This window comes from Roseicyclus sediminis (genome assembly GCF_025515305.1).
GTDB lineage: Bacteria > Pseudomonadota > Alphaproteobacteria > Rhodobacterales > Rhodobacteraceae > Roseibacterium > Roseibacterium sediminis.
In genome coordinates this window covers 146,245-170,080 of the sequence record NZ_JAOPHT010000005.1, presented here as the reverse complement: position 1 = coordinate 170,080, position 23,836 = coordinate 146,245, and the positions used below count along the sequence as shown (strand labels likewise).

The window sequence follows — 23,836 nt, the reverse complement described above, 5'->3', positions numbered from 1 at the left end:
GTGTCATCGGCGCGCATCATCTTCCATGCAGACATGGGTGGCGGTTGCGGGCGGGGCGAAGGCCTCGTCGCGCAGCGCCGCGAACGGGTTCGGGAGATGCGAAATCCCCCCGGCATCCTCGGTCAGGTGGAGGACGGGCATGTTTGTGGCGGCAGTGTCTGGCATCGCTCGGTCCTTCGTTGTTCGCCCTGCTCGGTATGGTCTTCAGGGTCCTGTATTCCGGTCGTGGGGTCCACGGTATTCGGTCCGGCGTCGCCCCGGTGTCCGGCCTCACGACGGGATGGGCGTCGGCCCTCATGGGGCCCGCGCCTCCCGTTCAGGGCGTCGCCACAAGACAGCGGGCCCGGGCGCCGATGCGGAAACTGCCGTCCGGCCGACGGAACGGGGCAAGTGCCTCCCGGGTCGCCTTTGCAACGGCTTCCTCGCCCGCGTGGGCGATGGCCGCGACAGCGACTCCCGCCGAGAGAAGCCCACGCAAGGCGGTGCGTTCATCCGGGTAGGCCCATGGCGTCTCGACGTCGAACACGTCGACGGGAACCAGCCCGCCTGCCGCCGCAAAGGACCTGAGTGCCGACTCGTCGGACAGGGCGAAGGGGCCCGGCGCGCCCGGCGGTGGCGGCGGCATCAGGGGTCTTGTCGCCGTCACCAGCGTGACGGCCTCCATGCCTGCGGGATCGCCCCATGTCATGATGACGATCTTGCCGTCCGGTTTCGTCACGCGGCGCGCCTCGCTGAGGGCCTTTGCCGCGTCGCCGGCGAACTGGAAGGAATTGAACCCGGTGACAAGATCGAAGGCATCGTCCGCGAAGGGCAGGTCTTCCAGGTCCCCGTGCCGGAAGTCCCCGTTGGGCGTTCGCTCCCGCGCGATCTGAAGCATCCCTTCCGCTGCATCGATCCCTGTGACACGTGCGCCGAGGCTGGCCGAAAGGGCGGCCGCCATGCCGGCACCGCACCCGGCATCGAGGTGCCGGGTGCCCGGCCCGACAGCGGCCCGTGCCAGGACCGCGTGGAAGGCGGCCGCGAACTGCCCCTCCTGCACCTCGGCCCAGTCGCGGGCGCGCGCGCCCCAGAGTTGGCCGTTTTTTTCGGATGTCATCGCCATGAATGGTCACCACCTGTGCCGGGTCGAATGCAGTCCAAGTCGCAAGCCTCGCGGCCCGGGCCGTGTCGGGCGAGATGCCCGCGTCGCTCGGGCCAGAGCGTGCGGCCCGCTTTCCTGCTGCCCCCGAAGACGGCGCCGCGGTCCGTCTTGCCGATGAAGTGCTGCGGCGCCGAGGTGTCCTCCCGGACCGAGAGCGGGGCGATCGTCCAGGTGGAAGCGGTTGAAGCCGGCCAGCAGGTCGCCCGTTTCACGCGGGCGAGGTGCATGGCCGTTCCGCTCATCCCGCTGCCTGGCGCGCGTAGTCCACAGCGTCGAACCAGCCGCGCGAGGCCGCGACCTTGCCGTGTTCGTCGAGGTCCCATTCCTCCCAGCCCGTGATGTGCAGGGGATGGCCGGTCTTCGCGTCCTGTCCGGTGAAGGTCCAGGTGTAGACGGCATGATCGCCCGCGCCCCGTATCCCGTCGCATGTCAGACTCAGGCCGGGCACGTCCGCGAAGAACCCCGCCGCCATCGCGGCGACGCCTTCGCGGTTCTCCCAGGGCGTGCCCCGATTGATGACGATCCGTCCGGTCTCGGCGTAGAAGCTGGCGACGGCCTCGGGCGACCCGCTGTTCCACGCAGCGGTGTAGGCAGCGGCGATCGCCTCGATGTCGTGGGTCATGTGAGAAGTCCTTCCTCAAGTTCGGCGAAAGGGTCGCCGTTCCAGTCGCCGTGGCTGCGAACGGCCCGCAGACGCGTGAAGGACGAACGATCCATGAGAAGACCGGCGCGACTGTCGTCCATCCGCGCGCGGTGACGTCCGGGATGGTAGGCCGCTTCCAGCATCGCCTCGTCCGAGCTCCAGAGCGACAGGGTGAAGCCCTCGCGCCCGTCATGCCCCCCGTTGAACACCGCGCGTCGCAGGTTGGACGGCAGCGTGCCGTACCAGTCGAGCACCTCCGACACGCCCGCGATGAAGCGCTTGATGCGCGGCAGCACCTCGTCCGTCACGCTGTCGAAACCCGCCGTCGTGACGATCATCATCGCCCCGCCGGGGTCTTGCGCGGTCGCCCGGATGGCCGTTCCGTCCTCGACTTCGCCGCGCCAGTTGACCTTACCCCGGTGCGAGATCGGCACCGCGAGGCAGTGCCATGCGGCCACCGTCTCCGACAGCCAGGGCATGGCTGTTGCGGGATCGTCGATCACCGCCTCGGCCGCATCCCGCTCGGGCCAGATGCCGAATGCGCCCCAGACGTCGGAACGGCGGGTCAGCAGCCCGTCCGCGCCGACCGACTGGTGTGGGCAGAACCGCCATACGGATGCCCCGGGCGCGGTCGGGAACGACCGCTCGGTGACCGAGACGGGCACGGGAAACCGTATGCGGTGCAGCGTGATCCAGTCGTGGCGGGCGGATGTCATGAGGTCAGTCTCCACGCCACTCCCCGGACAGCCGAAGCATGACCGGGGACAGGTTCCGACGGCGGCGTGTTTCGGACGGCGCAGCGCGCCCGGGATGTGGGTGTCATGTCTTCACGTCTTCGGAAATTGCAGGATGCCGAGATGCGGGCGGCCCTGGGGTCGCCCGCGCCGGCTCAGCCATGCGGGGCCTTGTAGGCGCCCGTGACCTCGCCAGCCTTCTTCAGGGCTGCCATCGCCTCGGCCGATGTCATCAGCTTGGTCGTCGCCGAGGCGGAAACCGTTCCGGCCGATGCGACCGACGCCGCGCCGGCCATCATGAACATGTCGTCCGGCCCCTCGATCAGGCAGACGACGTCATATTGTCCGAAGGCGAAGAACATGTGGTGCAGCTTGCCGCCGAGCGCCTCGACCAGTTTGCGCGCCGCGGCCTCGCGGTCTGTCGGATCGGCCACCATCGCCTTGATGGCGTCCCCGGAATAGGCGAGCTGGTACAAATAGAACGGCATGGTTCGATCCTCCTCGGCGGGGTGCCGGCTCCGTTGCCGCCCCGTCCCGGAGAAGACTGTTACGATCCGCCGAGAGGCGTCTACCAATGCGCCTAAAACGATCTAAAGCGGGCAGCGTCGAAGCGCTTCACCGCAGTGCCGCTGCTGCATCGGCAGGGGCAAGGCCGCCGGCGATGCGAAAGAAGGTATGCGCCCGCGCGAGGTAGTCGGGGTTGGACGTCAGCCAACGCCCCGCCAGCCTCGCCTCGACGAGCGACGGTGCGATTGTCGCGACCCGCGCGAAGGCGGCCGCGGCCCGGTCGGTGCGCCCCGCACCCACCCAGGCGATGGCCGCGAGGATGAGGGGTGTCGCGCTGCCCGCGGATTCCGACAGCGCGGCCTCCGCGGCCTCGGCGGCGGCGGCGTAGTTCCGCACCGCGAACTGCGCGAAGCCCAGAACGACGAGCATCGATCCGCGGGACGGATCGCGCGGGCTGCGTCGCAGGGCGGCCTCGGCCAATGGAACGCCCCGGTCGGCTTCACCATGGAACCCCTCGTAGAGTCCGAGCCATGCAAGCGTCACGGCGCAATTGGGGTTCATCTCGTGGGCCTGGCGCAGCTCGGGCAGTCCGGTTTCAGGGTCCTGGTTGAGGAAATGCAGGAGCGCGCGAAGCCGGCGACCGTGGTGGTCGGTCGGATCCGCGGCGATGGCGCAGGTCGCAGCCTCGATCCCCTCGGCGAGGGTCCGCGGCACCGACGGCGTCGTGACATGATACGCGTTCCACCACGCGACCCAGGCCAGCACCCGCCAGGCGAGCGCGGAATTCGGGTCAAGCGCGAGTGCCTGCCGTGCGAGGTCCGCGGCCTTGTCCCGGGGTCCCCGGTCGTAGGCCATGTCGCCCGCCGAGATGACCGACCAGCCCCGGAGCGCAAGGCCGTGGGCCGTGAGGTCGCCGGGCGCGGCGGTGCGGATCCGTTCCGCCTCGACCCGGTCGATCTGGGGCGCAAGGCAGGTGACGATGGCGCGCGCGACGCGGGCCTGCGTGTCGAAATGCCTGCCGAGGCCCCGGTCGAAGTTCTCCGCCCAGACCTGGCCGCCCGTGGTTGCGTCGATCAGCTGGGCCGTCACACGCACCTGGTGGGGTGTCGCGCGCACGCTCCCCTCCACGGCATAGCGGACGCCGAGTTCGCGCGAGACCCTCCGAAGGTCCCGCGGCATGTCGCGGTAGACGAAGGCCGAGTTCCGGGCGACCACGAAGAGATCGCGGAAGCGGGACAGCTCGGTCGTGATATCCTCGGCGAAACCGTCGGCGAGCCATGCGAGCTCCGGATCGCCGCCGAGATCCGAGAATGGCAGTACGACCACGGACGGCCTGTCGGGCAGCCCGAGCGCGAGCGGCCCCTCCGCCGCGATCTCGAGCGTGAAGCGAAGCCCGCGTCCCGCAACCGTCACGATCGACTCCGCCCCGATGATCCGGCGCAGGTTCGCGACCTGGACGTTCAGGTTATTGTCGCCCACCACCGTTTCGGGCCAGACGGTCGCCATGATCTCGTCCCGGCTGACCACGCGGTCGCGTCCGGCGATCAGGAGGTCGAGGAGATCGAAGGCCCTTGCCCCGATGGCGAGATCCTCGTCATCGCGGGTCAGCCGGCGCGTGCGTCGGTGCAAGGTGAAATCGGCGAAGCGAACGCTGTCCATGATCTGGAATGTCCCCCTTCCATCAAGACATGTTCTTGGCCGGAAAAACAGGGTGCGTCGCCGGAAATCCTCGGATCGTCGATCGGCCGAACGCGCGGCCCTTTACTCGGGCGTCTTGAGACCCCCGCGAGGCGGCAGGACGCGGCCCCAGACGGCGGTGTCATGCCTGAGCCGGGCGATAACGGGATCGGGGGGAAGCCATTGCGACGGTTCGATCTCGTATTGCAGCCTGGCGAAGGGTTCGCCGCCTCTGGGCTCCGCGCCGCCGCCTGCATTCCAGGCCCAGACGGGATGGACCGTGACGCCGTGCCCCGCGACGGCCCCGGCGAGCGTGTTGGCGAGCGCGAGTATCTTCGGCACGGGCGGCGCCGGGAATAGCAATGTCAGGCGACAGAGGCGACCGGCGCGCGCGACCGCGATGAGCGTGTCCGCCAGTTGCAGATAGGGGTAGGTGTCGGGGTCGAGCCTCGTGTTCTCCGGGCGGGCCCGGTCGCCTTGTGGCAGCAGGATGCGAAGCTCGGTGGCCGTGGCCCATTCACGCGGGGGCGCTTCGGCCCGGACCACCGCCCCCGCTGCGCCGGACGCATCGCCATACGACAGCGCCACGTGGATCACCTTCGAGGGGAATGCCGCGGGGGGCCTGTTGCCCGACCGGAACGACAGCAGCGCACGAAGAAGGACCCCGTCATTCTGGCGGACCGTGCCGAGTTTCTCCCATGCGACCATGTTCTCGTGCAGCATGCGGGTCTCGTCCCGCGCGGACGCCTCTGTGCTGCCGGCATGGCGCCATCCGTCGAGTGCCCGGTCGATGACCCAGCGGTCATGCTCGTTCCGCATCGCCGAGAGAAACAGGGTCGCGTCCGTGGTCGCCGCCGCGATGTCGGCGAAGCCGTGCCGGGCAAGCCCGTTCTGGGCCTCCGAGAACCGCGCCGCGTCTTCGGCGGAGAAGAGCGGCAGGTCCCAGGCCCCCGACGCGCGCCAGTCCATGCCGAGATCGGCCAACTTCATCGCCGCATGGCGATGCGCCCGACGGTTTGCGGTCTTCTTGGATTCCGAAAGGCCGTTCCAGTCCGGAACGTCCGGTCCGCCGTCGCCGTCCGCGTCACCTGCCTCGGCGCGCTTCAGGTCTTCCTGCGCTGCCTCGTAGGCGCGGTGCAGCGCCTTGCTCAGCCGATCGGGGTCGCCATCGAGGGCGGTTGTCTGGTCGAGGCCGTCGTCGAGGCTGCCGAAGGCGGTGCTGAGCGTGATCCCGTCGGTGCCGAGCGCGTGCGCCTCGCCGCCGTGCCCGGCCCAGACCCGCACGTGGATCGGCGCGCCATCGAGCCGGCAGGTCTGGATCGCGGCCTGCAGGGCAAGGGCCGCGCGCAGGTTGAGGTCGTCGTCTCCGGTCGAGATCGCCCAGGCGGTGACCGGGATCGCGGCCTGTCCCTCCGCCTCCCGCAGGTCGAGCGACGCGAAGTCGACCGTTTCGAGGTCCGCCGTCACGAAGCGCGGCGGCAGCCAGTCGTGGACACCGAGTGCATTCGCGTCCGACAGAAGGGCGGGGCTGCGGCGCGTGAACCTGCTGCGCGCCGCCTCGGCGTCGGTGTCGATGACGGTGACGAGCGGCGGCTTCAGGCCGGCCCTGTTGGACAGTGTCAGGGTCTCTTCCAGCAGCGCCTCGCCCTGCCAGCCGAAGCCCGCGATCACCAGGTGCACCCGGTCCTGCCCCAGCAGCATCGCGGTCCGGTCCCAGCGTGCCGTCAGGACGAGGCGGCGCACGGCCTCGGCGCGGAGGTTGAAGAGTTCCACGCCGCGCCCCGTGGCGAAGCCCGCGCTGGCCGCCGTCGACAGGGTCGTGGCGACGACCGGGTTCTCGGTGAACATGCGGATGTCGCGCAGTCTGGGGGCAGCGGCCTGCACGGCCTCGGCGGCGTCGAACCCTGCAAGCTCGTCGCCCAGTGCCACGTAGACGCGCGCGGCGCGCCGGATGCGCGCGGCCCGAAGCTGTCGCCTGCCCGAAGGGTCGCCGGTCACGAGGAAACCGCCCATCCTTTCGGCGGCCTCGCGTGCCTCGCGGATGTCCTCGTCGCTGCCCTCGACCCGGTCGATCCAGGTGACGGCGCGGCCCCGCCTGAGAAGACGCCGGCCGATCTCGCGGCCGACGGGGCCGAAGCCGATGACCACGTCACGAGGTGCATTGGCCCGACGCGTGTGAAGGCGCCGCTGCACCCAGAGCCCGAAATCGTTGGCCAGAAGCTTGACGACCGCCGCGATCAGGACACCGGGGGCGAACATGCGCGCCACCTCCAACGTCCAGGGAAGCCGGACCTGGGCAGGCGCGGTGGGGTCGGCGCCCGCCGCGTCGGGCAGTTCGAGGTTCAGGCCGAAAAGCTGGACGGCCTTGTAGAAGGAATCCAGCAAGGCCACGCCATCGGGCCGGGATTTCCAGGGCTCACCGGTCCAGAACGCGTGTCCCCAGACCTCCATGTAGCCCGCCGTGCCGAGGCAAAGGATCACGACGACGAAGAGGATCGAGCACAGCCACAGCCATTGCCGGAAAAGAAGGCCTCGCCGGACGCGCCCCGGACGCTGGGAGTTCAGGCTCATGGCATCGCGCGCCCGCGCGGGCGGAAGAAGCCGCGTGCGGCAGTGTTGGACCGCCTGCTGCATTGCGCCTCGGGGGCTAAACTGGTGACGACGTGATGCTGCAAGGGTCCCGGCGCTGGTTGCTGCGCAACAGTATTCGGGGGAAGGCCACCGAAATCAAATGCTTCCTGCCCGGGTCACCGGAAGGTTGCCATCGGTTTCAAGCCGCGCGACGGTGCCCCCCGGGCCGGCGTGATGCACGGCTGAACCAGGATGGCCGCGTCCCGCCCGAGCGCCGGCCGACAGGAAAGGGGGCTGCGGCGCGCGATGAGGACGATCCTTTCGCTCGACGGTGGTGGTCTGCGCGGGGTGATCGCGCTTGGCCTTCTGTCGCAGCTCGAGGAGCGGCTCGGCGGCGGGCCGCTCGCGTCGCGCTTCGACCTGATCGGCGGCACCTCCACCGGTGCGGTGATCGCCACGGGGCTCGCCCTGGGCCTGCCCGTGCCCGAGATCCTGCGCTTCTACACGGACCTCGCGCCGCAGGTCTTCCGCCGCACGGGATTTCGTCTGCCGGGCATCCACGCCCTTTTCGACGAAGAGCCGATGGAGGCGCATATCCGCGACATCTGCGGCGACCGCACGCTCGAGACGTCCGACCTCGCCACGCATCTGGCACTTTTCGTCAAGCGGCTCGATACCGACAGCGTCTGGACGGTCACCAACAACCCGGCGGCCCCCTTCTGGGACGATCCGCCCGATGGCAGCTACATCGGCAACCGGCACTATCTCCTTGCCGACCTCGTTCGGGCCGCGACCGCCGCGCCGCATTATTTCGAGCCCGAACCGATCCCCGTGGCGCGCGACGATCACGGCATCTTCATCGACGCCGGCGTTACGCCCTACAACAATCCCGCCCTCGCGCTCCTGCAGCTTGTCGCGATGCCCGCGCAGGGGTTCGGCTGGCCGCTCCGGGCAGGGCAGCTCCGGATCGTGTCCGTGGGGACCGGCGCCTACCGCAATCAGCAGTCCCCCGACCGGCTGATGTCGATGACCTCCGGCACGCTCGCGCTCAATGCGCTCCTGTCATCGGTGCGGCATGGCGGGCAGATGATCGACGACATGCTCAGGCTTCTGGGCCGCGACGTGCGGGACGGAACCGCCTTTCTTCCCGATCCTCTTTTCGAAGTGCTTCGCCTCGACGTGCGGCTGGAACGGGAGTGGCTGAAACGGGAATTGGGGATGACGCTCTCGGACAGGGTGTTGAACCGTTTGCGCCGCATGGACGATACGACGCTGCCGGATGTGGCCTGGGAAATCGGTGCGCGCGCGGGTGAGCGCATCTTGTCGGATATGGCTCCGGGGGAGGTCTTGCCATGGGCATGAGCGAGATGGCGGCCCGCATCGCGGCGATCGGCGTGACCGAGGACGCAGGCTGCCCCGCCACGGACGAGGAGCGGGCGAAGCTGGTCTCCGACCTCTCGCCGGTGGACGGGCTTGGCTGGATCGGCGAGGGCACGGAGGTCCTTGTCTACACGCTTCCATTCTACGCGAAGGCCCGCCTTGTCGTGGCGGCGGATGCGTCGTGGAAACCCACGGGCGTGCTCGCGTGCTGGCTCTGGCTCGGCGGGGACTTCTGGCGGCTCGACGGGCGCTCGGCCGCGATCCACGATCTCAACCGCAAGAGCGGCCTCGTCGTCGAAGACCGCGTCGCGCTGCCCTACATGCGGTTCTTCTGCTTCTTCGTGCGCGGCGAGGAAGGGCCGTTCTTCGTTCTGGACGAACGATCGCTGCCGCTCCTGCCCGAGGCGGGCCGGGATGCCCTGGCGCCGCTGATGGTGCCGCCGGAGTTGCTCGGCCGGGACCGCGAGGGGGCGCTCCATGCCGCCGCCGTCCTGCAATACGGCAAGGGCGCCTTCGCGGCGCATTTCCGGATTCAGCCCACGGGCATGGTGGAGATGCTGGACGACGACCCGCTCGACACCGGCACGCTGCCGGACATCGACGCGCCCCTCTCTCTTGACGGGCCACATCCCGACCGGGACGACGACGAGATCCCGTTCTAGCGCATCCAGTCCCCGGCCCCGATGACGTGGACCGGCACGCCGCGCGCGCGGGCGAGCGAGACGACCGTTCCGGTTCCGCCCGGTTGGCCTGCCGTCCCGTCCCAGACCGCGATCAGCCTGTGGCAGGTTTTCGCGATGTGACGGGCGAGGCCGTCGAAATCGGGGGCGTCGTCAATCGATGGAAGGACAAGGGTCGATGCCTGCGCCAGCTGCGCGTCGAACCGTCCGATGTCGGCCGCCGTGACGCCCTCCTGCTCCGCGACGAAGGCCCGCCATGCATCGACCGGCAGCGGCAGGACGGCCTCGAGGGACCAGGATGCCGGGCGATGCCGCGCGGCGAGCAGGTCGGTGCCCTCGGCCATGCCGGACACCAGAAGGCGCGGTCTCGACACGTCCCGCGCGTCGATTTGCGCGAAAGCGACCGCCAGTGCCGCGACGATCTCGGCCTCGGCGCTGCGCCGCAACCGGTTCCAGCGGTGTCCGGTGATGCCGATGCGCTCAGGCGTCATCGCTGGCATTCGCGAGCCGGCGCAGGATCTCGCGCGAGACGAGGTCGTCGATCGGATCGATCGGGCCCGGACCACGGCGCACCTTGCTCCGGCCCTCGGACCTTGCCGCCGACGGTGGCGGCGCGGCGCGCAGGTAGGTCCGGTCGATCACCGGGCGCGGCACCGGGTCGAGGTCGGTGTCGAAGAACGGGTTTTCGTCGTGGAGCCCGTGAAACGGCGGGTCGCGAAGGTAGTTCGGGCGCGCGGCGACGACCGCCTCGTCGCCGGCGATCTGCAGAAGCATCTCGTCGGCCTCGAGCGCGAGGAACTCGCGGCCGTCGAGCGCCCCGAAGACCTCGGCCACGTCGGAGGCGGCGCTCAGGTTGTTCGGCCCGAAGGCCTGCAGCACGGCGCAGTTGTTGAGCATGGTCTGCCAGTCGGCGGGATAGAGGATGCGCAACTGGCTGAGGTCCTGCCAGAAGGTCCAGGTCTGAAGCCCGTAGCCTCGCATCAGCGTCACGGCGGTGCGCAGTTCGTCGAGCGGACCGAGTTGTGCGGCCTCGTCCAGGATGAAGAGCGTCGATTTTTCCGGCCGCCGCCGCCGCCGCATGATCAGCGACATCAGCGCGCTGATCCACAGCCGCAGGAACCGTCCGTGGCTGCCCAGCATATGCGGTGGCAGGACGATGTAGATCGTGAGCGGCGCGCCCGAAACCACGCGATCGATGTCGAAGCTCGTCCGCTCGATCGCCTTCTGCAGCGAGGGGCCGCGCAGGAAGTCGACTCCCTCCTGCGCGAAGGACAGGATGCCGCCAAGCGTCGTGTCCGCGCCGATCTGCAGGTTGCCGGCGATCATCCGCACCTCGGGGTGGCGCGACGCGAGGAAGGTTTTCGCAAGTGCGCCGGGATCGGAGGCCGCGGCATTGGCGAGGCGCCGCACCTCGGTCAGCGTGTGCTTCTTGCGCGGCAGGTCGGTCACGACATGCAGCACGATCGCCAACAGAAGCTGCCGCCCCCGGCTGACCCAGTAGAGGTTCTTGCCATCGTCGGAATCGTCGGGCAGGAGCGCATGCACGAGCGCCGCCGCCTCGTCCACGCCCGAGGTCGAGCGCGGGTCGATCAGGTCGAGCGGGTTGAACTGCCCGTCTGATCCCTCGACCAGGCCCATCGGGTCCAGCACCACGACCTCCTGGCCCATCTCGCGCCGGCGCCGCATCGTGATCGCGGCATTCTCGCCCTTGGGGTCCACCACGATGGCCGGGCCGTCATAGTGCAGGAGCGCCGGCACGATGCAGCCGACGCCCTTGCCCGCGCCGGTGGGCGCGACGGTCAGCAGGTGGCCCTCGCGGTTCAGGAGGATCGGATCGACGAAACCGGTCTCGGGCGAGGTATCGGCGGCGCCGAAGCTGAAACCGACGGGCGTTCGCAGATGCTCTCGCTCCATCGACCAGCCGACCAGCAGGCCGGGACCGCCAAGGTCCCGGGGCATTCTCAGCGCCGACTGCGGCGAGAGGCGCGCGATCCCCGGACCGTTCATTGCGCATCCTCCGCCCGTTCCCGGGGACCATAGCGCATCGATCCTTCGCGGCGCACCGCCTCGACCGTTGCGGCGGGGCCGAGCGTCTCCCGGGCCAGGACGGTGATCATGCCGTCGCTCGCCAGCCGCAATTCCAGCCGATGCAGCTCGTCCTCGCAGATCATGGTCGCGGAGATGCGGGCCGCCTCGGGCGCGCGGACGCCATCGAGCACGGAAGGCGATGTGGCGGCCAGCGCGACGTCAGGCGGCGCGATCGCGTCGCCGTCGCCTTGCGCGATGAAATGCGGCGCCTCGCCCAATGCCCCGAAGGCCGCCGCGAAGCGCACGAAGGACAGGCACAGGTCCACGCCCTCGAGGCGGACACCGTGGAGTTCGACATGCCGCTCTATCCGGCGGTAGTCGTCCAGCGGCGTGAACCCGTCGGGACCGTAGAGCATCACGAGGGCGGCCAGCTCGCTGTCGGCACTGGGTCCGACCTCGCCGAGCAGGAAATCGCACAGCATCCAGCCCTCGAAGAACCCCAGCGGCAGGACCCGCACCATCTCGATGGCGCGGCCTTCATCGATCAGGTTGGAGGCCGCAAGCCGTTGACGCAGCGCCTGTTCCAGTTCGTCCGGCAAGGCGCGCCAGTCCCCGGGCAGGACCGGCGGCAGGCCGAAATCGGCGGGCTCTGGTGTTGTGGCTCGGATGTCCATGGCGGGCGGGGCGTGTCGTTGCGGGTGCTTCGGGCGTACATGCGATCGGGCCCGTCGGGCGACAAGGCCTCGCATTGGTGCCGGTCACCCGGGCCGAGGTCAATGCGGAAGTCCCCCGTTCGTCGCCTCCCATGCCGGTCTGGTGCTTCAGAGATCGGCGGCGAGGGCCGTCCTCAGCGCGCTGAGGTCCCGGGCAATCGCTGCCCCGGTCACGGGCAGCGACACGACATCGCCGGCGGCCGTGGCCACGGCAAGCTCGTCCGGTCCGGTCCAGGCGATCCAGGCCACCTCGCGCGCGGTGCCGCCCGCAAGCAAGGCGCGCGGCAGGCCGGTATCGAGCCGCAGGACCGCCGTGGCCTCCGCCCCGTCCGCGTCGAAGGCGACGATGTCGATCGCGCCGGTCGCCCCAAGGACCGCGAGATGGCGCCCGTCCGGCGAGAAGGCGACCGTCCGCGTCTCCCGCTCGGCGGCGTCGAGCGCGACCGGCCCCGCGTCTCGGGCAAGGTCGAGGATCAGCACGCGGCCATCGCTCCGGCTGGTGGCGATCCAGCGTCCCGCGGGATGTATGTCGAGCGACAGCGCCGATGCCGTGTCCCGCGACTGGTCGGGCGGTATCGCGGGGACGAAGGCATCGCTGCCCGGCGCCACGGCCAGAAGGGCGCCGTCGCTCCGCGAGACGATGACCGTTCCGTCCCCGGCCACGGCGATCCCGCCGAGCGTCGCGCCGTCACCCCCCGGAAGGAGCGCGACGCGCGGGCAAGCGCCCTCCGGGGCATGGCGGTAGATCGCGCGGGCAGACGTTGCGTAGAGCGTTCCTCCCGATCCCGGGGTTGCCGTGGCAACGCGCTGCAACGTGTCGGGTGCGGTGCAGGCGCTGATCTCGCCGCTGGCACCGATCCGGACCACCCTGTTCGTGGCGGTCACGGCCGCCGCCTCCTCCGGCCCCGAGATCGCGAGATGCAGGATGGGTGCACTGTCCGCCGCAATGCTCCGGGCCCCGTCGCGGGCGCCCGGAAGCAGGAAGTGCACGCGCCCCTCGGCGTCGCCGGCGGCAAGCCCTGCCCAGCGGTCGGGATCGCGGGCAAGCGCCGTCATCGCCGCCCCGAAGCTCAGCGGCAGGCCGAAACCCGTGTCCGCCCGCATCTGCCAGCGCAGGGCCCCACCGCCGAACATGACGCCGTAGACGCTTGCGCCGGCGGCATCCCACGACAGGTCCGCCAGGTCGCGCGGCACGGGGTAGAACAGCGAGAAAGGCCCGTCAGGTTCACCTGCGCACACGACCTCGCCACCGCAGCGGAAGGCCAGCGCCGTCCCGTCGTCCGAGGCAGCCAGGGGCAGCGCCGGCAGGGCTTCGGCCAGCGTTCTCCGGAACCTGGGCGCGGCTTCCACCCCATCGGACCCGAGGTGGGCAATGCCGCCATCGCTCATCGCCACCGCGAGCGAGCCATCGCCGAGAAAGGCAAGGCCCGCCGCATTCATGTCGGTCCCGGTCGCCTCCTCAGCCGCATCTCCGGTCCTGCCCTGTCCGACGGTTCCGGAAAACGTCGCCCATGCGATGCGCGCGCCGTCCGCGGAGAGCGCCGTGGCAATGCTGCCCGGTGGCAGGGCGGGCATGACCTCGCACGAGGTGCTGTCGTCCGGGCAGTCGAGAAGGAGGCCGGCGTCCGGCCCGCCGTCGGCCAGCGCGGCGAGGCTTCTGTCGGACAGCGCCGCGACCGACCACTGGCTTGGCCGGATGAAGGCCGCGCGCTGCAACTCGGCCCAGGCGATGTCGGCCAAGCCGCCGCCCGGCGACGGCACGCGCCCCGCGCGCCCGTCCCGCGTGACGACGAGAAGGCTGCCGCCGCCCAGTGTCTCGAGCCCGGCGACAGGAAGGGCCGGATCGCCTTCCGGCCAGAGCCTTGTGCCACCACTACCGTCCGAGAGTAGGCCGCCCGATGACAGGGTCACGGGTGCCGGGCCGGTGCCGGGGCGGGGCGCGGCGAGCGCGATGACATCGGGACGTCCACCGACCCGCCCGCCGCCTCCGAAATCGCGCAGAACGGCGGCGGCCAGAGACAGCGAGGCCACCCCTTCGTTCCGGCGAAGGGCGCGCTCCGCGGCGTCGAGCGCGGCCGCCACGTCGCCGGACTCCAGCGCCGCCAGCCCGTCCTGTACCGTGCCCTGAAGTCCGACCCGCTGCACGAAGAGGCCGCCGAAGCCCAACGCCGCGACGACGGCGGCCGCGGTGCCCGCCTGCCAGATTGCGCGGAGCCGGCGGGCCGCGACCGAGCGGCGGATGAACCCCGGCAGGTCTGGCGCGGCGGCTTCCAGAGCGGCATCGCCCCAGTTGCGCTGGAGGTCGCGGGCCTCGCGCAGGGGCAGCCCGCGCAGGAGCGTCTCGCGCCCGGCCCGGCGGGACGTCCTCGCGGCATCCCTGTGGCGTTCGGCCATCGCGGCGAGGTAGCTGCGCAGCGCGAAGCGGCGCGCCTCTTCCTCCACCACACGGTCGAGTTCGCCCCAGCCGCGGATCAGGGACTCGTGGGCAAGGCGCAGCCCGTGGTCGTCGGCAACGAGGAGCCGCGCGTCGCGCAGCGCATTGGCGACGCGCTCCAGCGCGCTGTCGGGCGGGAGGTCTTGGTGTGGCAGGCGCCGGGCGACCACGGGGCTTTCGCGCCCGCGCATGTCGACAAGCAGCCTGACGAGGGCGGGAAACGCCGCCCTGTCGCTTGCCGACAGCGCCGCCAGCGCCGCGTCGCCTCGTGTCGCCATGACGCCACCCACGCCGCCCAGCGCATCGTAGGCCGCATGGGTCAGGACGTTGCCCTCGCGCGCGTCCCAAAGCCCGCTGAGCAGGAGTTGCAGCGCAGGCAGCGTGTCCGGCCCAGCCTCGGCCTCGATCCGCGTTGCGAGATCTGGCCGCTCCCCATCCGGGCCTTCATGGGCGAGGCCCGCCTTGCGCGCGGGGCCACGGATCATCTCGCGGATGTCGGCCTGCGTCGGTGGGCGAAGGACGAGGCTTGGCACCGGGGCATCCGGGCCCTTGATCGCCGGGCCGTTGGCCAGTTCGTCGAGTGCGTCGCTCTCGGCCAGCCGGTGCTGGAATTCCGAACGCATGGTCGCGACGAGAAACAGCGCCGCGCCGGCGCTGAGATCCTTCAGAAGGCCGGCCAGCGCCTCACGCTTCGGCGCGCTCCACTGGAACACTTCCTCGAACTGGTCGAGCACGAGGATCAGGCCCTGTTCCGGCCCGCCGCGCCCCGCACGCCCGAGCGCGGCGGCCAAGGGCGCCGCACGGGCCGGTCCGGGCGCCGTGAACAGTGCCGACAGCGCCTCGGGCGTGGCGAAGTCGCCCCGTGACAGTTCCTCGCCGATCGCTTCGGCATCGAAGAGCGCCCGCGCGAGGCCGAGGGCCGGCCCGCCGTCGGCTGCAAGGGCAGAGGGCGTGCGCGCCACCCATCGGTCCAGACGCGGCAGGTCCACCGTCCCCCCGGTCTTCTGCAGGCGAGGAAGGAGGCCCGCGCGCAGAAGCGAGGATTTCCCGCTGCCCGAGGGGCCGAGGATGAACAATGCCCGGTGCCCGCGCTTGGCATTGGCGAGGAAACGGGCGCGCGCGCGGTCGGTCTCATCGCGGCGCCCGAAGAACACCGGCGCGTCCTCGGGCCCGAAGGCGTCGAGGCCGCGGAAAGGCGAGCCCTGCCAGTCGGCGTCCCCGTCACGCTCGACCAGCCAAGCCCGGAGCGCGGCCTCGATCCGCGTCTCGAAATCCCCGGTGTCGTCGAACCAGTTGAAGGCGGTGACGAAATGGCCCTGTTCGTTGCGGAACCATCGCGTCCAGAAGCGTTCGAGCATTCCGAACTGCCGGGCGCGCTCCTCCATTTCGGCGACCGGCATCGTAACGTCGGCCTTCTTGCGGAAGACGAAGACGTCGGGCACCCGCACATCCGAGGAGAGGGCGCTTTCGAGGGCCGTTTCGAACTCGTATTCCGTGCCGGTGGGTATCGTGCCGTCAGCCCGCGCGTAGTGGGGGGGAAGCTCGCTTCCGAGGCTGCGCCACAGCACGCAGACAACGATATCGCAGGCCGAGGCCTGCGGGATCTGCGCCTGGAAGGTGGAATCGGCGCGGTAGAAGCTCTCTTCCCAGAGGACGGCCTCCAGCCGGTCCTCCGCGGCACGGTCGAGGTTTATCCGGTCGACCACGCGGCGGAAGGCCTGGCGCTCGGGGGCGACGTCATCCGGTGAGGACAGAAAGACGCGATAGACCACCGGTTGATCCTGTCCGTTCCGAAACCGCGCCACACCTTGACCGCGCCGAAAAAGACCGGCGCGCCGTCAGCCTAGCGGCAGGTCCGCGCCCCGATCAACCGCTTCGGACGTCTTGCAGCCTGCGTTGACAAGCCGGCGCGGCACCGCAAGCGTCGGGTCATGGCGAGGATCGCGACATGGATGGGGAGGGGCGGCGCCGTGCGGGGCGGTATCGGCGCGGTGCTGGCGCTTGCTGTGGGATGCGGGGCGGCCTCGGCAGAGCCGATGTCGCCCGGCTGTGTGCCGCCGCCCTCCCTGGCGATGCCGGCCGGTGGCGCGCTCCACCCGGATCTCGCCCATCTGCCCGAACCCGATCCCGTCGCCCTGACACAGGCCATCGCCGCCGAGCGTCCCGACAGCCCGCCGCCCGTGGGCGTGACCGGGATCACGGTTCCCCATCACCTTCTCGCCCCGGACCTGATCGCGCGCGGTTTCTGGGCCGCGTCGGCGGGCTCCTATGACCGGATCATCCTGCTGGCTCCCGATCACCATGGCCTTGTCGGGGAGGGCGCGGCCACCGCGCGCGGCTGCGTGGAGACGGTCTTCGGCCGCGTGCCTCTCGACCCGGCGGGCGCGGCGCGGCTTCTGGCGGAGGGTGGCCCCTTCTCGACCCATCCCGACCTTGCGCGGGAACACGGCGTGACCTCGCTTCTGCCCTTCGCCGCGAGATTTTTTCCCGGAACGCCGGTTCTGCCTGTGGTCACGTCGATGCGCGCGGGGGCAGAAGACTGGGCGGAGATGGCCGAGCATCTCGCCCCGCTTCTGACCGGGCGGACGCTGGTCGTCCAGTCGACCGACTACGTCCATTTCCTCGACGCCGCCGCGGCCGCGTTGCGCGACCAGGAGACGCTGGGCGTGCTGGCCACGGGCGATCCCGCGCGCGTCGCGCTGTTGCGCCAGCCCGATCATCTCGACGCGACGGGCGCGCAGGCGATCATGCTTGCGCTGCAGGCGCGCATGGGTCCGGCGCGGGGCGTGGTCGTCGCCAACCGGACTTCGGCCGACTACGGCGGCGCGCCCGACGACATCACGAGTTACATTGTCAGCGTCTTCCACCGCGATCCCGCCGTCCTGTCGGGGTTCCGATACGACGACCACGCCGTGATCCACCTTGCCGGCGACGTCATGCTGGGCCGTTTCATGCTGCCGGTTCTCGGCGATGCCGAGGCGCAGGCGCGGATCCTGAACGCGGTGCGGGTGCATACCGGTGGCGCGCCGGTCCTCGCCAATCTCGAGGGCGTGGTCCTGCCGGGGGCGGTGGTCGGCGCGCCGCCGCGTGCGCATGTCATGCCGGCGGAGGTGGCCTTGTCCCTGCTCGGAGGAATGGGTGTCGCGGCGGCGGGTCTGGCCAACAACCACGCCTGGGACCTCGGGCCCGACGGCCTCGCCGCGACGCGTGTCGCGCTGGAGGATGCCGGGATCGCCGCGCTGGGCCATGGCGAGGTGGCCGACCTCGGGCCGGTCCGCGTCGTGGCGCTGAACCTCGTGTCCCACCGGGGCCCCACCGCCTCTGAGGCCGAGATCGAAGCCGCCTGCCGGACCGATGCCCGCCCGCCCGTGATCGCCTTCCTGCACTGGGGCGCGGAATACACGCCCCTGCCGGGCCCCGGGGAGACCGCGCTGGCCGAGCGTCTGGCCGCCTGCGGTTTCGCGGCCGTCGTGGGAACGCACAGCCACCAGGCCTCGGCGGAAGTCGAGCTTGCCGGAGGGCGGATGCCCTGGGTCTATTCGACGGGCAATTTCCTGTTCGACCAGCGGTCCGACCGCGCGAGCGGCGCCCTCGTCGAGGTGCGCGTCTTCGAGCGCGGCACGATGGCGTTACGGCTCCTGCCCATCCCGAACCTCTTCGAGATGGGCGCGCATTGGCGTCCGTGACGGATCAGAAGTCTTCCCGCGGTTGCGCCGACCGGAAATAGAGCAGGTCCACCGGGCGCGACCGCACCTCGCGGCCGTCGGCGAGTTGCAGGACAATCTGGAACTCGTGCGTCGAGGAACGCGGCGCCTCGACCTCGATCTGCCAGCGCTGAACGAAACCGGGGCGCACGGCGGCTGCCACGGCGAAGGGCAGGCGGTAGGGTCCGCGGTCGAGGGCGAAGACGAGCGTATTGGGTATCGGCGTCAGCCCGGTTCCGCCTTCGCCGCAGCCGATAACATCATCGAACAGGGCAAGCCGGAAGGTCACTCGGAAGTCCCTGGTTTCGGTGCGCTGTATTCCATCGACATCCGTCCAGCCATAGGAAAGCCGTCCTTCGAAATCCGTGAACGCACCGCTTTCGTTGCCGAGGTCGAGGCGGGGGTAGACGGCATCCGTCAATGCACCGAAGGCCCCTTGGGAGCGGAGCGCCTCGAAACACGCGGCAAGATCGCCTCCGACGCATGTCACCGAGCGGTCCGGGAAAACCGCCAACTGACCACCGAGCGAGTCGATGAAGGGTCCAAAGTCGACGACGGGAAACGGCCACCCTCCCGCAAGTGCCTGGGAAACCGGAAGGATTGTCCGCCCGTCGTCGGGGTCGACGAAGCCCCCTTCGAAGGTGGCGTCTGTGGGTTGCGACCACCCGTAGTTCGCGAAGGTGAACTGCCGCACGGTACGGTCGGCTGCGCACTCAAGACTGTTCAACGTCTCCAGCACCGGTCGAAGATCCGAGCGGCTCCGGGTTACTTCCAGGTAGCCCCCCACGACCTGCTGAATCAGCGTTCCCGTATTCTCCAGTCCGATGTTGAAGGACAGCCTTTTGTCATTCACGTGGAACTGCGGTTGATGGTCTTCCGGCGGCAGGAGACGCCCCATGGGAGCGTCGCCCTGCCAACGCGCGAGAAAGGCCTCCGATTGTGGAAACACCGACAACACCTGTCCCTCGCTTCGGCTGGTGTAGCTGAGACGGTTCATTTGTGGCCGATCGAGCGTCATCCCGGGATCGAGCGCCACGGTCACGCGCACATCGGCGAACTGGTCCTGCTGCACCCGCGTGACATGGGCCATGCCCTCGTCCCCGCCGAGCGAGAGGCGCGTGCCTGCGACCTCGGCGCCCGCGCGCCATTCCGCGATGAAGGCGCGTGCATGAAGCGGGTAGACGAGGCCGGGGCCCTCGGGCAGACCATCCTCGAACCAGCCGGCATGGATCGTGCCGTCGGCACGGTAGAGCTCGCCGCGACCCTGGGGCCGGCCGGCGACGAACTGGCCAAGATATTCGCGCCCATCGGCCCATTGCAGACGCCCCTCGCCGTGGAAGAGCCCGTCGCGCCATGAGCCCGCGTAGGTCACGCCCGCGCGGTGCCGGAAGCGGCCTTCGCCATGCGGCCGCCCGTCGCGCAGTTCCCCCTCGTATTCCGCGACCTGTGCCGCCGCGTCGTAGGGCGCGCTGCCGGGAAGGCGCCAGCGCAGGACACCGGGCACAGAGGGGCGCGCGGCCCCGGTCAGGTGGCCCTCGGGATCGCTTGCTTCCCAGGCCAGATCGAGGCCCTCCTGCGCGAGGATGTCGAGAACCGACACCGTCTCGCGCGCAAGCCGGTTTTCGTCCCCGCGCCAGACGAGCTGTGTGATCTCGCGGAACTCGCCGGGACCGGGCAGGCCCGCCTGGGTGTCGACCGGGAGGGCGGGGCGCAGCACCGGGACATCGGCCGCACCGGGCCCCATGGCGAAAAGCAGGCTCGCGGCGGACAGGAGCGCGGCGCAGAGGCGCCGGACAACCCGGTGATCGGAAACGAAACGCAGTCTCATCGTACGGTGGGCCTCGGAAAGATACTCTCGCGGGAAAGTCTATCCGCGTCTTCCCTTTAGGCAACCTCGGCGAGGGATTCCGTCGGGCACAATCCACTCTCGCACAATCGGGATATGGCCGCTAACGTGGCCCGCGGGACCGCGTGGCAGGAAGTGAACCGCGCGGCAGGAGGAGACGCGCAGCACCATGTCACCCGAGCCCCGGATCGACCTGAACGCGCCGGTTGCGGACAGGGTCGCCAAGACGACGTGCTACATGTGCGCCTGTCGTTGCGGGATCGACGTGCACCTGAACGACGTCCCCGGCGGACGCGCCGAGGTGCGCTATATCGAGGGCAACCGTGACCATCCCGTGAACCGGGGCGTGATCTGCGGCAAGGGCGCCTCGGGGATCATGCAGCACAACTCGCCCGCCCGCCTTCGCGCGCCGATGAAGCGCGTGGGACCGCGTGGATCGGGCGAGTTCGAGGAGATCTCCTGGGACGAGGCGCTGCGGCTCGCCACCGAATGGATGGGCGAGGTGCGCCGGCGCGACCCCAAGCGGCTCGCCTTCTTCACCGGGCGCGACCAGAGCCAGAGCCTGACGGGGTTCTGGGCGATGAAGTTCGGCACGCCGAATTTCGCGGCCCATGGCGGGTTCTGCTCGGTCAACATGGCGGCGGGCGGGCTTTACACGTTCGGTGGCTCCTTCTGGGAATTCGGCGATCCCGACTGGGACCGGACGAAGTATTTCCTCCTCTTCGGCGTTGCCGAGGACCACGCCTCGAACCCGATCAAGATCGGTATCGGCAAGCTCAAGGCGCGTGGCGCGAAGGTCGTTTCGGTCAACCCGGTGAGGACCGGCTACAACGCGGTGGCGGACGAATGGGTCGGGGTCAGGCCGGGCACCGACGGGCTGTTCGTCGGCGCGCTGATCCACGAGCTGTTCCGGACCCGGCAGATCGATCTCGACTACCTCATCCGCTATACCAACGCGCCCTGGCTGGTGATCGACGCGCCGGGGACGGCAGAGGACGGTCTTTTCGCCCGCGACGGCGACGGCAATCCCCTCGCTTGGTCGCGCGACGCGGGCAGCCCTGTCAGCGGCAAGTCGGGCGATCTGTCGGTGTCGCTGACCGGGGCGCGTACGCTGCCCGACGGCCGCCGCGCGCGGCCCGTGTTCGAGCTGATGGCAGAGCGGTTCCTCGGCGAGGAGTACTCTCCCGAGGCCGTCGCCGCCGAAACCGGTATACCGGCGGATCAGATCCGCCGGATCGCCGCCGAGATGGCGCATGTGGCCTTCCGCGAGGAGATCGTTCTCGATCGTCCCTGGATCGATGCATGGGGGCGCAGGCACGAGAAGATGATCGGCCGCCCCGTGTCGATGCATGCGATGCGGGGGATCTCGGCCCATTCGAACGGCTTCCAGACCTGCCGGACGCTTCATGTCCTGCAGATCCTGCTGGGTTCCATCGATTGCCCGGGCGGCTTCCGCTACAAGCCGCCATACCCCAAGCAGACGCCGCCGAACCTGCTGCCGCACGGCCTGCCCGAGGAAATCCGTCCCGAGATGCCGCTCGGAGGACCGCACCTCGGTTTCCCGCACGGGCCGCATCACCTCCTGATCGACGCAGAGGGCAATCCCTCGCGCCTCGACAAGGGGTTCTCCTGGGACGCGCCGCTTTCGGCCCATGGGCTGATGCACATGGTCCTGAACAACGCGGCCACGCGGGACCCCTACGGCATCGACGTGCTGTTCCTCTACATGGCGAACATGGCGTGGAACTCTTCCATGAACGTGAAGGGCACGCTGGAGGCGCTGACCGCCAAGGACGGGAACGGCGACTACGTGATCCCGAAGATCATCTACTCGGACGCCTACTATTCCGAGACGGTGCCTTACGCCGACCTGATCCTGCCTGACACGACATATCTCGAACGCTGGGACTGCATCTCGCTTCTCGACCGGCCGATCTCGGAGCCCGACATGGTCGCCGACGCGATCCGCGTCCCGGTGGTGCCGCCCGACCGCGATGTGAGGCCCTTCCAGGACGTGCTGATCGACCTCGGCGCGCGCCTCGGTCTGCCGGGGTTCGTGAAGGAGGACGGGAGCGCGGCCTTTCCCGGCGGCTATCCCGATTACATGGTGAACCACGAGCGCAAGCCGGGGATCGGGCCGCTGGCGGGCTGGCGCGGGGACGGGACCGAGTTCGGCGTCGGCGCGCCCAACCCCGATCAGCTTGACCGTTACGCCGCGAACGGGGCTTGGTCCGCCGCGCATATCGCGCCGGAACATGCCTATTTCAAGCATGCCAACCGAGGCTATCTCGACTGGGGCATCGCCAAGGGCATCCGCCTGTCGCCCGAGCCCACGATCTTCCAGCTCTACTCCGAGCCGCTGCAGCGTTTCCGCCTCGCCGCGCGTGGGCATGGTGAGCGTCAGCCGCCCGACCACGCCCGCGACCGGATCGAACGGCACTTCGATCCGCTGCCTTTCTGGTATCCGCCCTTCGAGGGCGAGATGATCGATGGCGGGGCGTATCCGCTTCACGCGATCACCCAGCGGCCGATGCACATGTATCATTCCTGGGGCTCGCAGAATGCCTGGCTCCGGCAGATCACGGCGGCCAACCGGCTTTACATCCATCGAGATCTCGGCGCGCGGATCGGCGCCATGGACGACGACTGGGTCTGGATCTCATCGCATCTGGGCCGGGTGAAATGCCAGGTGCGGCTGATGGAGGGCGTCAACCCGCACACCGTCTGGACCTGGAACGCCATAGGCAAGCGCAAGGGGGCGTGGAACCTGTCGAAGGACGCGCCCGAGGCGACGGAGGGCTTCCTGCTCAATCATCTTATATCGGAACTTCTTCCGAAGGGCGGTGGCGGCTACCGCTATTCCAACTCGGACCCGATCACGGGGCAGGCGGCCTGGTTCGACCTGCGCGTGTCGATCGAGAAGGCCGAGGCGGGCGGCGAGAGCGAGCCGCGGTTCGAGCCGCTCGGTCGGGGCGGACTGCCCGACGCGCCGAACAGGATCGCCTATGGCGCCAAGCTCGGGGAGCCCGCGGAATGACCAACCTGCCCGGAGCGACGCCGAAGAAGCTCGGCCTCGTCATCGACCTCGACACCTGTGTCGGCTGCCATGCCTGCGTGACAAGCTGCAAGGAGTGGAACACCGGCGGATATTCCGCACCGCTGTCCGACCATGACCCCTATGGCGCCGACCCATCCGGCGCCTGGCTCAACCGCGTGCACAGCTACGAGATGGAGATCGGGGGTGCCGGGCGGACCGTGCATTTCCCGCGTTCCTGCCTGCATTGCGAGGAGCCCGACTGCGTCACGGTCTGCCCGACGGGCGCGAGCTACAAACGGGCCGAGGACGGGATCGTTCTGGTGAACCCCGACACCTGCATCGGCTGCAAGCTGTGTTCCTGGGCCTGCCCCTACGGCGCGCGGGAATATGACCACGACGACGGCGTGATGAAGAAATGCACGCTCTGCGTCGACCGGATCTACAACGACACGATCCCCGAGGAGGATCGTGTGCCCGCCTGTGTCCGCGCCTGCCCCACCGGCGCCCGGGCTTTCGGCGATCTCGGCGACCCCGACAGCGACGTGTCGGCCCTCGTGGCCGAACGGGGCGGTTTCGATCTTATGCAAGAATTCGGCTACAAGCCGGTGAACAAGTATCTGCCGCCCCGCGCCCCCAGCGAGGCGCCAACCGCCCCCGAGCCCGATGCGGAGACGATCCCGGCACCCCGGGACCGGCTCGAAAGGCTGTTTGCCTGGGTCGATGCGAAGCTGAGCGCCTGAG

17 protein-coding genes are annotated in these 23,836 nt (G+C 69.8%); 5 read left to right on the top strand and 12 right to left on the bottom strand.

What is annotated here, in order from left to right; translation table 11 throughout:
- Positions 1–3 precede the first annotated feature (3 nt).
- The 7 genes from N8I71_RS09545 to N8I71_RS09515 all read right to left on the bottom strand — a co-directional run bounded on the left by N8I71_RS09545 (position 4) and on the right by N8I71_RS09515 (position 7,273).
- A complete protein-coding gene (locus tag N8I71_RS09545; protein WP_262877746.1) occupies positions 4–141 on the bottom strand; it encodes a hypothetical protein in 138 nt (45 codons plus the stop codon).
- A gap of 175 nt (positions 142–316) precedes the next feature.
- Positions 317–1,102, bottom strand: a complete 786-nt coding sequence (locus N8I71_RS09540; RefSeq protein WP_262877745.1) for a class I SAM-dependent methyltransferase — start codon at positions 1,100–1,102, stop codon at positions 317–319.
- A 277-nt stretch (positions 1,103–1,379) separates the two neighbouring features.
- A complete protein-coding gene (locus N8I71_RS09535; RefSeq protein ID WP_262877744.1) occupies positions 1,380–1,763 on the bottom strand; it encodes a nuclear transport factor 2 family protein in 384 nt (127 codons plus the stop codon).
- Entirely contained in the window at positions 1,760–2,500 is a 741-nt protein-coding gene (locus N8I71_RS09530; protein WP_262877743.1) for a hypothetical protein, read from the bottom strand. Before N8I71_RS09530 ends, N8I71_RS09535 begins: the two co-directional genes overlap by 4 nt.
- A 173-nt stretch (positions 2,501–2,673) precedes the next feature.
- Positions 2,674–3,006: a GYD domain-containing protein gene (locus N8I71_RS09525; RefSeq protein ID WP_262877742.1), complete on the bottom strand. Its 333-nt coding sequence runs from the start codon at positions 3,004–3,006 to the stop codon at positions 2,674–2,676.
- 127 nt (positions 3,007–3,133) lie between these two features.
- The gene (locus N8I71_RS09520) at positions 3,134–4,684 is read right to left on the bottom strand and encodes a winged helix-turn-helix domain-containing tetratricopeptide repeat protein (protein WP_262877741.1); all 1,551 of its coding nucleotides are present in this window, start codon (positions 4,682–4,684) and stop codon (positions 3,134–3,136) included.
- A 102-nt stretch (positions 4,685–4,786) separates the two neighbouring features.
- A complete protein-coding gene (locus N8I71_RS09515) occupies positions 4,787–7,273 on the bottom strand; it encodes an NAD-binding protein (RefSeq protein WP_262877740.1) in 2,487 nt (828 codons plus the stop codon).
- A 306-nt stretch (positions 7,274–7,579) separates the two neighbouring features.
- On the opposite strand from N8I71_RS09515, the gene N8I71_RS09510 reads away from it, so the two are divergent.
- Complete coding sequence (locus tag N8I71_RS09510; protein WP_262877739.1) at positions 7,580–8,635, top strand: patatin-like phospholipase family protein; 1,056 nt, start codon at positions 7,580–7,582, stop codon at positions 8,633–8,635.
- Entirely contained in the window at positions 8,626–9,315 is a 690-nt protein-coding gene (locus N8I71_RS09505) for a hypothetical protein (RefSeq protein WP_262877738.1), read from the top strand. Before N8I71_RS09510 ends, N8I71_RS09505 begins: the two co-directional genes overlap by 10 nt.
- On the opposite strand, the gene N8I71_RS09500 is transcribed toward N8I71_RS09505, so the two are convergent.
- The 4 genes from N8I71_RS09500 to N8I71_RS09485 form a co-directional block, all read right to left on the bottom strand.
- Entirely contained in the window at positions 9,312–9,824 is a 513-nt protein-coding gene (locus tag N8I71_RS09500) for a hypothetical protein (protein ID WP_262877737.1), read from the bottom strand. The genes N8I71_RS09505 and N8I71_RS09500 overlap by 4 nt on opposite strands.
- On the bottom strand, positions 9,814–11,340 hold the full coding sequence (locus tag N8I71_RS09495) for a type IV secretory system conjugative DNA transfer family protein (RefSeq protein ID WP_262877736.1): 1,527 nt from the start codon (positions 11,338–11,340) through the stop codon (positions 9,814–9,816). Before N8I71_RS09495 ends, N8I71_RS09500 begins: the two co-directional genes overlap by 11 nt.
- Positions 11,337–12,035 carry a hypothetical protein gene (locus N8I71_RS09490; RefSeq protein WP_262877735.1) on the bottom strand — a complete coding sequence of 233 codons (699 nt, stop codon included), beginning with the start codon at positions 12,033–12,035 and terminating at the stop codon, positions 11,337–11,339. The genes N8I71_RS09495 and N8I71_RS09490 overlap by 4 nt, the downstream gene beginning before the upstream one ends.
- Before the next feature lie 147 nt (positions 12,036–12,182).
- On the bottom strand, positions 12,183–16,280 hold the full coding sequence (locus N8I71_RS09485; protein WP_262877734.1) for an nSTAND1 domain-containing NTPase: 4,098 nt from the start codon (positions 16,278–16,280) through the stop codon (positions 12,183–12,185).
- 159 nt (positions 16,281–16,439) lie between these two features.
- On the opposite strand from N8I71_RS09485, the gene amrB reads away from it, so the two are divergent.
- Entirely contained in the window at positions 16,440–18,194 is a 1,755-nt protein-coding gene (amrB, locus tag N8I71_RS09480; protein WP_262877733.1) for an AmmeMemoRadiSam system protein B, read from the top strand.
- Between the two features lie 4 nt (positions 18,195–18,198).
- On the opposite strand, the gene N8I71_RS09475 is transcribed toward amrB, so the two are convergent.
- Positions 18,199–20,040, bottom strand: a complete 1,842-nt coding sequence (locus N8I71_RS09475) for an MORN repeat-containing protein (RefSeq protein WP_262877732.1) — start codon at positions 20,038–20,040, stop codon at positions 18,199–18,201.
- 187 nt (positions 20,041–20,227) lie between these two features.
- Between N8I71_RS09475 and N8I71_RS09470 the strand changes: the two genes are divergently transcribed.
- Together N8I71_RS09470 and N8I71_RS09465 are read left to right on the top strand one after the other, a co-directional pair.
- Entirely contained in the window at positions 20,228–23,095 is a 2,868-nt protein-coding gene (locus tag N8I71_RS09470) for a molybdopterin oxidoreductase family protein (RefSeq protein WP_262877731.1), read from the top strand.
- Positions 23,092–23,835 (top strand): 4Fe-4S dicluster domain-containing protein, encoded by a 744-nt coding sequence (locus tag N8I71_RS09465; protein WP_262877730.1) that lies wholly within the window; start codon positions 23,092–23,094, stop codon positions 23,833–23,835. Before N8I71_RS09470 ends, N8I71_RS09465 begins: the two co-directional genes overlap by 4 nt.
- Position 23,836 lies beyond the last annotated feature (1 nt).

Bases quoted from the DNA above. Each gene is read 5' to 3' on its own strand.
- N8I71_RS09545 (WP_262877746.1), bottom strand. From the start codon at position 141: ATGCCCGTCCTCCACCTGACCGAGGATGCCGGGGGGATTTCGCATCTC.
- N8I71_RS09540 (WP_262877745.1), bottom strand. From the start codon at position 1,102: ATGGCGATGACATCCGAAAAAAACGGCCAACTCTGGGGCGCGCGCGCC.
- N8I71_RS09535 (WP_262877744.1), bottom strand. From the start codon at position 1,763: ATGACCCACGACATCGAGGCGATCGCCGCTGCCTACACCGCTGCGTGG.
- N8I71_RS09530 (WP_262877743.1), bottom strand. From the start codon at position 2,500: ATGACATCCGCCCGCCACGACTGGATCACGCTGCACCGCATACGGTTT.
- N8I71_RS09525 (WP_262877742.1), bottom strand. From the start codon at position 3,006: ATGCCGTTCTATTTGTACCAGCTCGCCTATTCCGGGGACGCCATCAAG.
- N8I71_RS09520 (WP_262877741.1), bottom strand. From the start codon at position 4,684: ATGGACAGCGTTCGCTTCGCCGATTTCACCTTGCACCGACGCACGCGC.
- N8I71_RS09515 (WP_262877740.1), bottom strand. From the start codon at position 7,273: ATGAGCCTGAACTCCCAGCGTCCGGGGCGCGTCCGGCGAGGCCTTCTT.
- N8I71_RS09510 (WP_262877739.1), top strand. From the start codon at position 7,580: ATGAGGACGATCCTTTCGCTCGACGGTGGTGGTCTGCGCGGGGTGATC.
- N8I71_RS09505 (WP_262877738.1), top strand. From the start codon at position 8,626: ATGGGCATGAGCGAGATGGCGGCCCGCATCGCGGCGATCGGCGTGACC.
- N8I71_RS09500 (WP_262877737.1), bottom strand. From the start codon at position 9,824: ATGACGCCTGAGCGCATCGGCATCACCGGACACCGCTGGAACCGGTTG.
- N8I71_RS09495 (WP_262877736.1), bottom strand. From the start codon at position 11,340: ATGAACGGTCCGGGGATCGCGCGCCTCTCGCCGCAGTCGGCGCTGAGA.
- N8I71_RS09490 (WP_262877735.1), bottom strand. From the start codon at position 12,035: ATGGACATCCGAGCCACAACACCAGAGCCCGCCGATTTCGGCCTGCCG.
- amrB (WP_262877733.1), top strand. From the start codon at position 16,440: ATGGCGAGGATCGCGACATGGATGGGGAGGGGCGGCGCCGTGCGGGGC.
- N8I71_RS09475 (WP_262877732.1), bottom strand. From the start codon at position 20,040: ATGAGACTGCGTTTCGTTTCCGATCACCGGGTTGTCCGGCGCCTCTGC.
- N8I71_RS09470 (WP_262877731.1), top strand. From the start codon at position 20,228: ATGTCACCCGAGCCCCGGATCGACCTGAACGCGCCGGTTGCGGACAGG.
- N8I71_RS09465 (WP_262877730.1), top strand. From the start codon at position 23,092: ATGACCAACCTGCCCGGAGCGACGCCGAAGAAGCTCGGCCTCGTCATC.